This is a genomic window from Akkermansiaceae bacterium, from assembly GCA_024233115.1.
Lineage (GTDB): Bacteria > Verrucomicrobiota > Verrucomicrobiia > Verrucomicrobiales > Akkermansiaceae > Oceaniferula.
Window position 1 is genome coordinate 763584 of the sequence record JACKQB010000002.1, and the last position, 13294, is coordinate 776877.

11 protein-coding genes are annotated in these 13294 nt (G+C 53.2%); 4 read left to right on the forward strand and 7 right to left on the reverse strand.

Annotated features, from left to right (window positions below; genetic code table 11):
- Window positions 1-9 precede the first annotated feature (9 nt).
- Genes gmk through H7A51_07450 form a run of 3 tightly spaced genes read left to right on the forward strand, consistent with a single transcriptional unit; the run spans window position 10 to window position 1912 of the window.
- Window positions 10-651 (forward strand): guanylate kinase, encoded by a 642-nt coding sequence (gmk, locus tag H7A51_07440; protein MCP5536056.1) that lies wholly within the window; start codon window positions 10-12, stop codon window positions 649-651.
- 27 nt (window positions 652-678) lie between these two features.
- Complete coding sequence (locus H7A51_07445) at window positions 679-1227, forward strand: phosphopantothenoylcysteine decarboxylase (GenBank protein ID MCP5536057.1); 549 nt, start codon at window positions 679-681, stop codon at window positions 1225-1227.
- 46 nt (window positions 1228-1273) lie between these two features.
- Window positions 1274-1912, forward strand: a complete 639-nt coding sequence (locus H7A51_07450; GenBank protein MCP5536058.1) for a phosphopantothenoylcysteine decarboxylase — start codon at window positions 1274-1276, stop codon at window positions 1910-1912.
- A gap of 109 nt (window positions 1913-2021) precedes the next feature.
- Here the strand turns inward: H7A51_07450 and H7A51_07455 are convergent, their stop codons facing one another.
- From H7A51_07455 to H7A51_07480, 6 genes are all read right to left on the reverse strand, one after another.
- Complete coding sequence (locus H7A51_07455) at window positions 2022-3695, reverse strand: 4-alpha-glucanotransferase (protein MCP5536059.1); 1674 nt, start codon at window positions 3693-3695, stop codon at window positions 2022-2024.
- Between the two features lie 150 nt (window positions 3696-3845).
- Window positions 3846-5051 carry an outer membrane protein transport protein gene (locus tag H7A51_07460; protein MCP5536060.1) on the reverse strand — a complete coding sequence of 402 codons (1206 nt, stop codon included), beginning with the start codon at window positions 5049-5051 and terminating at the stop codon, window positions 3846-3848.
- Between the two features lie 32 nt (window positions 5052-5083).
- Window positions 5084-6079 (reverse strand): hypothetical protein, encoded by a 996-nt coding sequence (locus tag H7A51_07465; GenBank protein MCP5536061.1) that lies wholly within the window; start codon window positions 6077-6079, stop codon window positions 5084-5086.
- A 25-nt stretch (window positions 6080-6104) separates the two neighbouring features.
- A complete protein-coding gene (locus H7A51_07470; GenBank protein MCP5536062.1) occupies window positions 6105-7292 on the reverse strand; it encodes a response regulator in 1188 nt (395 codons plus the stop codon).
- Between the two features lie 92 nt (window positions 7293-7384).
- Window positions 7385-10018 carry a response regulator gene (locus H7A51_07475; GenBank protein MCP5536063.1) on the reverse strand — a complete coding sequence of 878 codons (2634 nt, stop codon included), beginning with the start codon at window positions 10016-10018 and terminating at the stop codon, window positions 7385-7387.
- Window positions 10018-11484, reverse strand: a complete 1467-nt coding sequence (locus tag H7A51_07480; protein ID MCP5536064.1) for a methyltransferase domain-containing protein — start codon at window positions 11482-11484, stop codon at window positions 10018-10020. Before H7A51_07480 ends, H7A51_07475 begins: the two co-directional genes overlap by 1 nt.
- A gap of 254 nt (window positions 11485-11738) precedes the next feature.
- On the opposite strand from H7A51_07480, the gene H7A51_07485 reads away from it, so the two are divergent.
- Window positions 11739-12104, forward strand: coding sequence for an AraC family transcriptional regulator (locus H7A51_07485; protein ID MCP5536065.1), 366 nt, complete (start codon window positions 11739-11741; stop codon window positions 12102-12104).
- 12 nt (window positions 12105-12116) lie between these two features.
- On the opposite strand, the gene H7A51_07490 is transcribed toward H7A51_07485, so the two are convergent.
- A complete protein-coding gene (locus H7A51_07490) occupies window positions 12117-13289 on the reverse strand; it encodes a hypothetical protein (GenBank protein ID MCP5536066.1) in 1173 nt (390 codons plus the stop codon).
- Window positions 13290-13294: the final 5 nt, after the last annotated feature.

Sequence of the window (13294 nt, forward strand, 5' to 3'; positions counted from 1 at the left end):
GCCAGATCGATGGATATCACCACACACAAACGCAGCGGCATTTTATTGTTAGTCTCCGGCCCGTCGGGGTCAGGAAAGACCACCTTGTGCCGCCGGCTTGCCAACGAGGGTGAAGTCGCCTACTCGACCTCATGCACTACTCGAGCCGCGCGTGAAGGCGAACGCGATGGCCACGATTATCATTTTCTAACACGCGAAGCGTTTCAGGCCAAAATTGCCGCCGGTGACTTTCTCGAGCACGCTGAGGTGCATGGAAATTTTTATGGCACCCTCAAGTCCGAGGTCCTGGACCGTATCGCAACCGGCACGGATGTGGTTATGGATATCGATGTCCAGGGGGCCGACCAAGTCCGCGACTGCCCGGACGAGGCCATCCAAACCGCTCTCGTCGACCTGTTTGTCATGCCGCCCACCGAGGGCGAGCTTCTCAAGCGCCTCACAGGTCGGGGCACAGACTCCGAAGAAGTCATCGCACTACGCATGAAAAATGCGCTGGGTGAAATCGAGTCCTGGCCAAAATACAAGTACCGCCTGCTCTCCGGCACCCATGAGGAGGATTACCCCAGGTTCAAATCACTCGTCATCGCCGAGCGACTGAAAACCTCCCGACTCCCGACTCCCGACTCCCGACTCCCGACTCCCGACTCCTGACTCCTGACTCCTGACCCCCCTAACATCATGTCTACCATCGTCCTCGGCATTACCGGTTCCATTGCTGCGTATAAAGCGGCAGGTATCGTTTCGCAACTTGTTAAAAACGGCCACGATGTCCACTGTGTGATGACACAATCTGCGACCGAGTTCATCACCCCACTCACCCTGCAGGTGATCTCGCGCAATGCCGTGCTGGTTTCCCTCGAGGATGAGAAGCAAGCATGGAAACCGGGGCACATTGACCTGGCTGACCGCGCTGACCTCTTTTTGGTCGCCCCGGCCACCGCCAACACACTCGGTAACTTTGCCAACGGCCTGGCACCAGACCCGCTATCCAGTATTTACCTCGCGACCCGTGCTCCCGTGCTCATCGCGCCCGCCATGAACGGCAAGATGTGGCAACACCCGGCAACCCAACGGAATGTCGCGCAGCTCGTCAAAGACGGCTGCCAATTCATCGGCCCCGAGGAAGAGGGAATGCTCGCCTGCGGCTACTCCGGCCCCGGAAGACTGATGGAGGAAACTGCTATCATCGCCAAGGCTGAAGAAATGATGCAGTTAGCCGATGAATAAGTAGCCATTACTTCATTCATCCAATGATTCAATTATCCATTTGAAAATGACCCTCCTGATCACAGCCGGCCCCACCCGTGAGTCCATTGACCCCGTGCGCTTCCTGAGCAACAAGTCATCGGGAAAAATGGGTTATGCCCTCGCTGAGGCCGCCGCCGGGTCAGGGCACCGTGTGATCCTCATCTCCGGACCGACAAACCTCGATGTGCCTGACCGGGTCGATTACATCCCCGTGGAAAGCTGCCGGGAAATGTACCAGGCCGTCGAACATTGGATCCATCAAGCCGATGTTGCCATTTTCGCGGCAGCGGTAGCGGACTATCGACCAGCGGTCGTGCCCGATCACAAGATCAAGAAAACCGGGGAGACCATGACTCTCGAGCTCATTAAAAACCCTGACATTCTTGGCTCAGCAAGAAGCAAGTTCGGGTATCGAGGTGTGCTGGTTGGCTTTGCAGCGGAAACGGAGGACGTTGTAGAAAACGCCCGTGGCAAGCTGGAACGAAAAGGCTGTGACATGGTGGTGGCGAACGATGTCTCACGCAAGGACATCGGTTTTGATGTCAACGATAACGAAGTCATACTCGTCTTCCCGGACCACACCGAGGAGCCAGACAAGGATTCCAAGCACCACCTCGCCCACGTCATTCTTGAGCACGCCCTGAATCTAACTCCATCTGCATGAGCGGATATCCCTATCTGTGGTCATCTGCCATCTGTGTTCTAAAATACCAACACCGATGAAGAGATGGAACTCAGATGGGCACAGATAAAAATTGGTTTTGAGGCTCAAGCTATCCCCGCTTGCCGATGCGGATTAACTCCTTCAGTCGATTACATTCCTCCACGACAGATGCAGGCATATGCTCCAGCTTCCATGGCAAACGATAGCGCCAGTTTTCACCCCCTACAGTGCCGGGAATATTGATCCTTTTTTTACTGTCGATCAGATCCGTGATCATCACTGCGGCGTAGTTGGCGTTCGACTTGACAAGCCTGTCGAATAGCGCCCACTTGACGACCGAATTGTAGTCGGAATAGCTGTCTGCCGTATCCCCCTTCGGCAAGCCCGCGAAGTCGCTAAGCAGCTTCAACCCCTGCAGGGCACCCTCGTGCTCCATACCGCCTAACAGTTTTTTAAGACCATCCCACAGCGCGGGTATCGAATCGTGGTCATGGGTGGCATAGGTAGCAAACGCACATTCCGGATACTCACTGCCTGGAACGGTCTCACCATCACCTCTGGTTTCCCAATGGCAGATTTTGAATCCGGCAATACCCAGCTTCTCCAAATGAGGCCTTACATAGTCGGGCACGCAGCCCAGGTCCTCACCGACCACTTCACCGTCACCCGCAGCTTCGAGGACCACCTTGAGATACTTGTCTCCATCCGCGAGGTTCGCCGCTTTGTTTTTTTCGGTATCATCGGGGCGTGGATGGAAACCAGGTAGCGGGCCGCCTGTGATTTTCCTGGCTGCTTTTTCAGTCAGGCCAATAAATTCTCCGTTCCGCTGGGGTCTCCATGGAAAACTGAAAATCCGATAGAACCCCAGGATGTGGTCGATGCGGAAAATGTGGAAAACGTCCGTCAGTTTTTCGATACGGCGCCGCCACCACGAGTAGTTGTGTTTTTCCAACTCGTCCCAGCGGTAAATCGGAATCCCCCAGTTTTGCCCCCACTGACAGGCAAAGGCATCATCCTTGAAGACGGTCTCCGGTGGCGAGCCGCCAGAGAGGCTCAGGTCAAACCACTGGGGTTCGAAAAACACATCCGCGCTGCAGTAGGAAATACCGATCGGGATGTCCCCCATCAATTTGACATCATGCTTTTCCGCATATTGGCGCAGCTCGCGCCATTGGCTGAATGCATGCCACTGCACCCATGCATAAAAGGCAAGGTTGCGCTCCAATTCATCGGTAGGACAGCCCGCCAGATAGGCTTCCGCCTTGCCGGGTGTATTGTATGTATCCGGCCAGGTTTCCCACGCCTCGGTCCCCGCCTGTTCCATCAACCAACGGTATTTGCAGTAGGGCACCAACCACTCGGATTCAGCCGCTCGGAATGCTTCAAAGGCCGGGTTTTTGGAGTCCAATTTCCAAAAGTCATCAAAGCCCGTCTCAAGCAAACTCCACTTCGCCTTGTTCGACTTTTCGTAATCGACCAAATCCTCGTTAGAGTCAGCAACACCAAATTCCCTCGCAGCCGACCTGATGGCATTGAGGCCGATTTCGGGGATGGCCTCCAAATCAAGCAGGAGGGGGTCTAGGGCTATCGAGCTGATGGCATTGTAGGGACTGTTATCGCCCCCTGTCTCGTTGATGGGCAGGAGTTGTAGAAATCCGACCCGGTGATCCGCAGCCCAATCGACCATTAGTCTGAGCGCGCGGGTATCCCCAACGCCGAGGTCATCGTCGCGCCGTAACGAAAAAACAGGGACCAGCACCCCGAGTCTTCGTAAACGCTTCATTGCAGTGTTTGCCATGCGGCGATATGATACGGACGGGCGCAGCGTGGCAATAAGCAAATCAGGCATGATTGCAGCCTTCGGAATCTGATACTCGAACCGCGCCGACCAGCTCAGCGGATGTCAGCGTGGTTGAGACGTTGCTGCCGGTCTTTAAAAGGCATAGGTAATGGAAAAATTCACCGCATGGTTCAAGACTTCGTATTCGCCATCGGATGACTCCAGGATGACCGAGCGTGCGCTTCCGTTTACCTTCCGGCCTTCATTGTAGGCAAAGTGATAAGCCAGCGCCCAACTCAACTTGTCGGTTTTTCTGCCGATACCTATACTACCAAGGTGCAAATTGGCATCCGGGTTCAGGGGGGTGAATGTCTGGTCGGGCACCGAGTTCTCACTAAAGATATAACCGGCGCTCACATAGTAGCCATTCTCTAAATAACGGGTCACCCCGAGTTCATACATAAAGCTGGAATGATAGTGAAACGGGAACACCTGATCGCCCAGAGGAGTTGTTTTCAACACGGAGGCATTCACCGCATCCCAGTCTGTCCAATCGACGTTGAATTCAATATTCCACCGTGAATTCGGACGGTAAGAGACACCGGCATCAATATGCTGCGGAAAGGTGAGTGAGGCTGAAGTATCCGACCTAACCGTCATGGGAAAAAACCCGCGGACCTCGGAGCTGCCCTCGTAATCCATTTCCGTTTCCGACCGGTAACTCAGGCCGAATGACCATTGGCTGTGAGGCTGCCACATCACCCCCAGGTTGAAGCCCACGGCATAGGCGTCCCCCTCAAACTCAAACCTGTTCCCGACACCTGTGATGTTTTTCTGGATACCGATGTCGGAATAATTCAGTGTCAGTCCTGCAGCCACCGACAAACATGGATTGACCTGATAGGCCACGACCGGGTTCACTGTGAGATAAGCCAGGCTGCCTTCCACCGCCACGGTTGAAAATGGAGTGTCCTGCCCGTAATCAACCCCCAGGCCATACGGGGCATACACGCCCAGGCCATAGGACCAGTTCGAGTCTTCAGGTGACGCTGTATAATAAATCTGGGGGATCGTCTGGAACGAGGAATCAGCCCGAGCCGTGCGACCGTCGGCCGCGGTAAAATCAACCCCTGTGGAAATGTTATACAAGCCCACCCTCAGAAGGTAACCGTCTAACTGCGTAATTCCAGCCGGGTTATAATACACCGCAGACGGGTTATCCGCCGTCGCAACAAATGCATTACCACGGGCAATGGCATCAGGGTCTTGGTTCGGTAGTCGGAATCCCACGGCAAAGCTGTTACCCTGGGACAATGCCAGGAGTAACATTCCAGTATAGTATGTGCGTTTTTTTATCATTGTGTGTGTTGCTGAGGTGATTGGATCAAAGGTTAATCAGGTCGGGGCGTTGCCATATCAATTTGAATCTGCGCCACCCACTCTTTCATCCACGCCTCGGTAATCGCAGCATCTGTGGTGAGCGCCGGATGAGCCTGGATCATTAAACTTAATCGGTTCTGATAGGTAACACAGCCGGCACCGATGCGTATGCCCTCAATGACCGGCGGCGCAAAAACCCAGGGTCCCTGGCAGCCCTGACTGGTGAATTCCTTGTGCCTGTCCCATATCCCCAAATTAGAAAAACCTCCAATGTTCCACCGGGACGTACCACGGTCATTTTTGATCGTTTGCTCTTTGACCCCCGGCGATAAAAACTTCCCTAGTTTATACGCTTTCCAGTTTGCCCAATGCTCTCCTCCCTTGAGTCGTCTATAGATTTGTTGATGCACATCCAGAGGTGTCTCCGAGGCTGATAGATTCACCGCAACAAAGCTTGAATGATTGGAGGTATCCTCTTCCCGTGTGATTTTCCCACGCAGGTTCACTGGAATCATCCACGTGGCAAGTGCAGAAGGGTCCTCAAGGCTTTGACGAATCGCACGGTCGAGGTGGCGCATCAACAAGGAGTTGATGCTAATCTGGAGAACGCGCCCGGCTTTACGGATCAATGCCGTTTCCTCCTCACTAAATACATGCCATGCCAGTGCCTCGGGCGGCATATCGAAGTGTTTCTCGTCCTTTGCAGCCGACCCCGTAAGGATGGTAAGTCTTTTACGTGGGCCCAAAATCGCGGGGATGCTTTTTACAAATGGCCACCAGGATTCCGATACAGAGTGGGGGATCCGGGGCAAGCTCTCGATTTCAGCCCCGCGCTCCCGCAGGATTTTTGCGAAGCCACCGATACCGTCGTACTGGGTATGCGGCAAATCAAGCCACTCCACAGCGCCGGCATCCTCATCCACTTTACCAAAGCGGATACCAATATATTCGCCCATGGATTCCAATGCCTCAAACCAGGGACGTATTGGATCTTGCTCAAATAACATAGTGGTTTTTTACGATAGAGTGGAATCAGGCTCCGTAACGCGACCAGAAGACGTCATTACCCGCTAGCGAGCCAACCAACGAGTCCCAACCACTTTCCACGGTATCCACGCGTTTTTGCAGATCAAAAAGAGCTTTCAGACGGATCATGTCCCTGCGGCTTTCAGGCAACACCTCAAAGATCGCACCCGCATGAGCCAAGCGGAAAATGGCACCCGCCAGAGCAATACACGCATCAGACGGCGCATCCTTGGTCGCCGTGCGGAATGGCTCCAGGTTTTTCGCGAGCAGACGTGAAGAGAGTTTAAACTCAATACCACCCTGGGTTTCCGATATAAGCACGATCCCGGCATCACGCATCACGGTTGCCAGAGCCTCCATCAGAGGTCTTACCTCAGCCTGCATCACAGCCAGGGAACCCGGCCAGCCGGTATTTGATTTTTCATCGCCTATCCATTGGAAACATCCCAATTGCTCCGTGACCGGATTCAAGACATCCGATACAGCGACACTCTGGCTGTAGTCGAGCTCTGCCCCGCGCAGCTTGTCCTCTGTTAGCCCCTCACGGATTGAACGGAGGAACACAAGATGCCTGCGATACAACTCCCGCCAGTTGAGTGTGGGATCGATTGCCGATTCTTCCTCGCCATCATCGATGCCGGTTTCAGCCAGTTCGACAAGAATCTTCAACGCCTCGCCGACATTGCGAAGACCCTCGTGCTGGAACACGGCAAGGGTCGCAATCGATAAAACCCGGTCAGATGATGCCAGCATTTCCACACTCGACAACTTCTGACGGAGCAGGGAATCACGTTCCCTTTGAACCGAATACAGCTCGATGGCCCGCATCAGGACGACCTCGAGATCGTTCACCTCCCACGGTTTGGTGATATACTGATACATACCCCCCTTGTTCACAGCATCGATCGCAGCATCGATATCCGAATATGCGGTCGATAGAATACGGATACAAGACGGTTTCAGCTCGGTGACCTTCTCAAGCAGCTGGGAGCCTGTCATATTGGGCATGCGCTGGTCGGTAATGACCACCGCGATATCATCCATGTTCGTCTTGAACACCTCCAAAGCCTGCACGCCGTCCTCAGCAAGCAAGATTTTGAACTTTTCACCGAACAAGCGGGAAAAATATTTACGGGTTTTCTCCTCGTCGTCGACAAAAAGAACCACATGATCGTCGTAGGATGGCTCACTCATAGTTTTATACTGCCTCAACGCATATATTCAATTTTTTCAAATAGATCAAGAATATTTAAATCTAACTTTTATTAAGTAATCAACCACGCCTGCTAATAGTTGAAACGTATCGTGAACTCAGTAAATTTACCTACTTCTGATTCCAGGTTGATCGTCGCTTTGTGTTGTTTGAGAATTCGGTGGCAAATGCTCAACCCCAGCCCCATGCCTTCACCTACATCGTTTTTGGTGAAAAACGGCTCATAAATCCGGTCGATGTCCTCTTCCTTGATACCACAACCGTTGTCGCGCAGGGTCACCAACACACCACCGTCAGCATCCACACTTGCCCGAAGGCTGATTTTCCCGTCAAACGGGCCGTAATCCGCACGTTTCACTTCGATTGCCCGGGCCGCGTTCTGGAGTAAGTTGACAAAGAGTTGGCATAGCTGGCCCTCATTCCCCTCGACTTCCAGAGCGGGATCGATCTCGGCGGCAAATTCAATACCCGATAACGCTGAACTGGTCAGCCTCCTTGCGCTTTCGACGATTTCCGATAGGTTTTGCTCCCTCATCAAGGCGGCATCCCCGCGGGTAAATGATCTCAGATCGCTGACAATTCCGATTACGCGCTGAACCCCTTCCTGGGCATCCTCCAAGACATCCAGGAAATCCTCCCGTTCATCCTCGGGAAGCCCCTCTTTGAATGTTTTCAGGGCATGGAGCGCTGTTTTGGTGTAATTAAGGGGGTTGTTCACCTCGTGTACAATGCCTGCGCTCATGCGCCCGAGCGATGACAGCTTCTCTGTCTGGACCAAGAGGCTCTCCTGCTCCTTGAGCTGGCCATAGGCCAATTCCAACTGCACATGGTTCTCGGCGAGTTGCACCTCAAACTCACTGCTGTCGAGCAGGCTTTTAGCCCTCACACTCAGTTCCACGGTCGAAAAGGGTTTCGATATAAAGTCGTTGACCCCCGCCTCGAGGGCCTCCAGTCGAGGAGACTCACTGGCCTGGGCAGTAATCAGGATGATGGGGACACGCGCCAGCTCATCGCTTTCCCGGATTCTCCGGGTCACTTCTATCCCGTCCATCCCAGGCATCATCAGATCCAAAATAATGAGATCCGGCCTGGTCGACAATGCCAGCTCCCATGCCTCCGTGCCGTCACTCGCTTGCACCAGCTCATAATCAACCAACTGGCGTACGATGAACTTCCTCATCGCCTCCTCGTCATCCGCAACGAGGACACGTTTCTTTTTCCTCCGGGAGCCATCACCGGTAGCCAGTGTATCCGGCCCGGTATCAGCCAGATCATTTTCTACCGTGTCTCTGGCCACTTTGTGGTCGGTTCTGATCCGGGCCTGCTCATTAAACTTCTCCAACACATCCGCGGTGCGCGCCTCTATCCCGGGCTCATCAGCTCCCTCAGGTGGCTCGGGTGCTGGAATCCGCACAGTGAATGTAGTCCCCTTCCCCAACTGGGATTCGACCTGAACATCCCCCCCCATGCTTTCGGTTAGGCTCTTTACCAGGGACAAGCCGATACCTGCCCCACGGTGTTTACGTCTGGCCGACATGTCAGCCTGCCAAAACCGCACAAAAACATTGGCGACATCCTCCTCGCTCATGCCTTCACCGGTATCGGCTACGGAAAGCACCAGGTCATCCTCAAGAATATCGGCAGACAAGGCAATTGCCCCCCCCTTGGCCGTGAATTTTACGGCGTTCACAGCGAGGTTCAGGATGATTTTTTCAAGTCGATCACGGTCAAGCCACACTGTTTTCCGGTCGACGGCATTGCAGTGGCAGGAAATATTAATCCCCTTTAGCTCGGCGATCGGTTTCAGGTTGGATGTCAGCCCGCTGATGAAATCGTCCACCTGGACCGACTCAGGCCGTGGTGGCGACTCCCCGCTGTCTAGTTTCACCAAGTCCAGAATATCGTTGATCAAGCGGAGCAAGCGGTAGCCGTTGTCCTCAATCGTATCCAGATGTTCTTCCAGAATCGGGTCGCCATGGATTTTTTTACTCGCCCGCAGGTTCTCCGTAGGACCTAGAATCAAGGTCAAAGGAGTTCTCAACTCATGGCTGAGATTGGCAAAAAACCGTGATTTTGTTTCATCCATCGCCCGCAGCTGCTGATTGGTGTTCTCCAGTTTTTCGTTGGCATCAGCCACCTCCCTCGTCAGGCAAAACTCACGGAAGCGACCTTGATTGTAGAAATAAGTTCCGGTGCTCGCGATTGCCCCCGTTACAAAAATAAAGTAACTCGGAATAAAGGCATCCCCCCAATCACTGCCGTACGAAAACAATGCCCATGCATAAGTCAGCAAGCACAGCGCCACGTTGATCGCGCTGTCAAAGGTACTCCACCGTAATAGTAATGTGGCACCCACCAACACCAGATTAAGACCACCGTAGTATGGAGACAGTGCCCCCTCGGTCTGGTAGATCATGTAGGAAATCGATGCCAAAGGCAAGATGGCGATCGTGTGGATGACCAGTCGGGTCAGGATAACACTGGCAACAATCCTAACAAGAAAACCAAGAACCACAAGCAGCACCGCAGTGATAAGGCGGTTAAAAAAAATATCCCTCACCATATCGGGATAAACGACCATATCCAAGGTCACACCGACGAGCATGAAAACGGCACCAAATACAGCCGCCTGCTGGCAATTCAGCTTTTTTGATTGCTCCTCAGACGCCCTGAAGAGCTCTCTTAAGCTCTGCGTAGATCTCGTCATTACATAATCTGACTAGCTATCCCCGCAGGAGTGATAAACGGCTCCATCGGCACCTTGCGTATTTCCAAAAACAGATTGACACCAGTGGGGTCCCTTTTCAGGTCTGTCTGTAAAACAGTTCCATCCAGCGGTATGAGATCAAGCATTTCCCAGTCGTTCCGGTAGACAAGGTTCCACTCCACGACGTATTCCATCCAGCCGATGCGTGGGTTGGTCGATGCGACATTGGTGGCGATCACCAGGCCATGTGGACGAAGCAGCTTGGTGAAAAGTTCGACAAGTTTTTTACACACCTTCTGCGACAGGTAGTCAAATAGACCCGCGCAGTAGACCATATCGTAGGATTCCCACTCCATATCGACGTCCCCCCGGCTCGCCTGCTTGAGCAGCTGGTGGACCGAACGCTCGATCATCTTGAGTTCGCAGTTCCGTCCCATTTTCAACTTGATATCAGACAACAAGCCTTCCGTGTAATCGAGGGTCTCACGGTTGAAGTCCAGCAAGGTGAAATCACATTGGTCACTGATTTCCTCGTTCTGGATCAACCGCTGTAATTCCTGGGCCGGGCCGCAGCCAAGGTTAAGCACCTTCAGCCTGCGACCATTTCCAACAACCCTCTCCGCCTCCCCCTTGATCGTTTGCACCAGATATTCAATCCGGTTCCGGTGCGCTTGCACAGGATCGATACTCAAAAACACCTTGTTCAGCATCTTGGCAAAAAGCGAGCTGCCCTCATACGGGTCCCGAAGCATCATATTCACCATTTCGTAATCCCCCGCATAACCGAGAGGTTTGGTGAACGCCCGGTAGGCGAAGGGAGAACACAACATCAATGGATGCATTTGCCTTCTGACATAAAACTTGTGCGCCGGCTGGTCGGTGACGGCCACACCACGCGTAGACGCCTCAAAGCTCCCCATCAAGGGATTGAGTTCCTCCACCATACGCCCCTCGATTTCCGAGATGACCTGCCGTTCAAGACCTAGTTTGTCCTGGGTATCCTTGGACCGTATCCCCAGATCGATTTGTTCAAGCCAGCGCTTCATCCCGATCATCAGGTTCTGCATGTCGGCCACATTCAGCTTGAAATCCGACGACACGTGATGGGCCCGTTTCCAGTCGTCAACAAACCCCTCGAACTGCGTCACCAGGTTCCCCTTACCATCCGGGCTGGCAAGAAAATCAACTTCTTTCCAGCCGTTGCCAAGAGTGGCTTCACAGACGAGCAGCACGCCCGTATTGACGATATTCGAGACCACCGCCTCGCCCTCGTAGATCAGGCGACCATTCAGCCTGATTCTGAATTCCTTCAGCACCTCGGAGAGCTGAACGCTGCTATACGGGTTGTATATCTCAAAAGAGATCGTGTAACGACGCATCCTGAGAATGTTGGCACTCAGGCCAAAACCCTGGCTGTTCTCGAATTTGACACTGTTATTTGTGGGAACCGTTGTTGTCTTTGACATACTGATGAGGGGAAAACAAACACAACCCAAGCCATCGCCGCATATTAAAAATAATACCACGACTACACACTGACTAGAAAATCATGTTCGAATTAGGTGACATATCGCATAAAAAAGGTGAGAATTACAGAAAAATTAACCTAACATCAAAAAAAAACGTGCCAACGGCAAGTTCGTGGGGTAGTTTGCGGCGGTAAAGTTGCCCCTGCTTTATCCTAGAAAGTCCATTCATGCCACTACCAGCCCAACCAGCTATGAGCAGACCAGCCACACCAACACCCTTTTACCGCCAGGGCGACCGCATTTTTGACAAGTCGGGGGTCGACCTCCTCCAGCTTGCCGAGCAGAACAATTTCAATGTCAAGAAAGTGGCGGCGGAGCTCGGTTTCACGGTGATCCAGCTACAACGTCACGTTGAGGCTGCCATTGGGCTCAAACCCAAGGACCTGTTCTGCAATCACCGCGCCTTGCTCGCCAAAAGGATGATTACCGAGAAGGTCAACCTACACGAGATCAGCGAGAAACTCGGCTACCTCTACTACAGCCATTTCTGTACCGATATCAAAAAGTTCTATGGGATCTCTCCCAAGCAACTTGAGAAAAAACTCCGTCCGGAGTAGACCGCTGCGCCATCACCTGATCAACGGATTGCCAGGAATACGGCGTTTGTTTTCAGGCAGCTTGGGTTCAACCGGAGCAAAGGGGTCCTTGTTGCCCTTCTTCTCCTTCGCCAAGGCGTCCTGCTCCTTATACTGATGGTAAAGTTGCTGGGTCCTCTTGTGATCATGACGAGCCAACACGGCTTGCCGGGCATGGGGCGCCTTTAGGATCAGGTTCTGATAGGCTAGATTGATTTTCGCCATCCCCAAAACCGTCTTCTCGTTGAGCTCTTGAAAGAGAAGCTTCCGATGCCAGCTGAAAAATGCTGCTTCGGTCTTGATCGGATCATTCGCCTCAAGTGCCGCCGTTTTCCCGATCAATGATTCAATCCACACATCGCCTAACAAATAACTATAGGGATACTCCTTGAGTTGCTTCAGCCTCATCCACTTGGCGTAGGCATCCAGTTTCTCCGCCTCGGCCAGTTCCCCCCGCATCTCCTTTTCAGCGACAGCTCGCAACTTGTCTGCAGGATGAACACGCATGGCAAACCACTGCTGGAGCGCCGTCGACCCCTCCTTGGGAAAGACATGGGCAATTCCCTGCCAGGTCTCGAAGGTTGGTTGGGCACCTGTCGACCTATGGTAAAGCAGGGCCCTCAGACTGAAAGGATAGTTGTCATCCAGTCTCCCGACTCCGATATACACGGGTTTGCCGGTCCCGCGTGCCGATGAACCACGACCGCTGTTGTTTGCGCGGTACAAATGCCCTGCGCAGAGAATCGCACCACCTGCCAGAGTGGGTTCAGCCTGAAGTAGCAGATCGGCAATCCAGCCCCCCTTGGAAATACCTGCGACGTAGCAGCGCTTCTGGTCAAGCCCCCGCTTCTCGGCCAGATTCCTCCTCACCGATCGTAGCAGGGTCAGTTCCTTTGCAAGCGCCTCAGCCGTGTAGGTGAATTTCCCTTGCTGGTAATAGGCCATGCCCACCACGATCCATTCCCGGCCATCGACATGGTTCCGTATCAACGACGTATCCGGCTGTCCATCTGTCCCGGGGTAATAAAAAACCGCCGGGTATTTTTTCGCAGGATCATAGTCATCGGGCAGCTCAACCTTGATCCGGTGCTCCAAATCCGGGAAACCTAGTTCCACGGTTTTCGCAAACCCGGCCATGGGCATCAACAGGAGTAGGAGTAGTCTCATGGTGC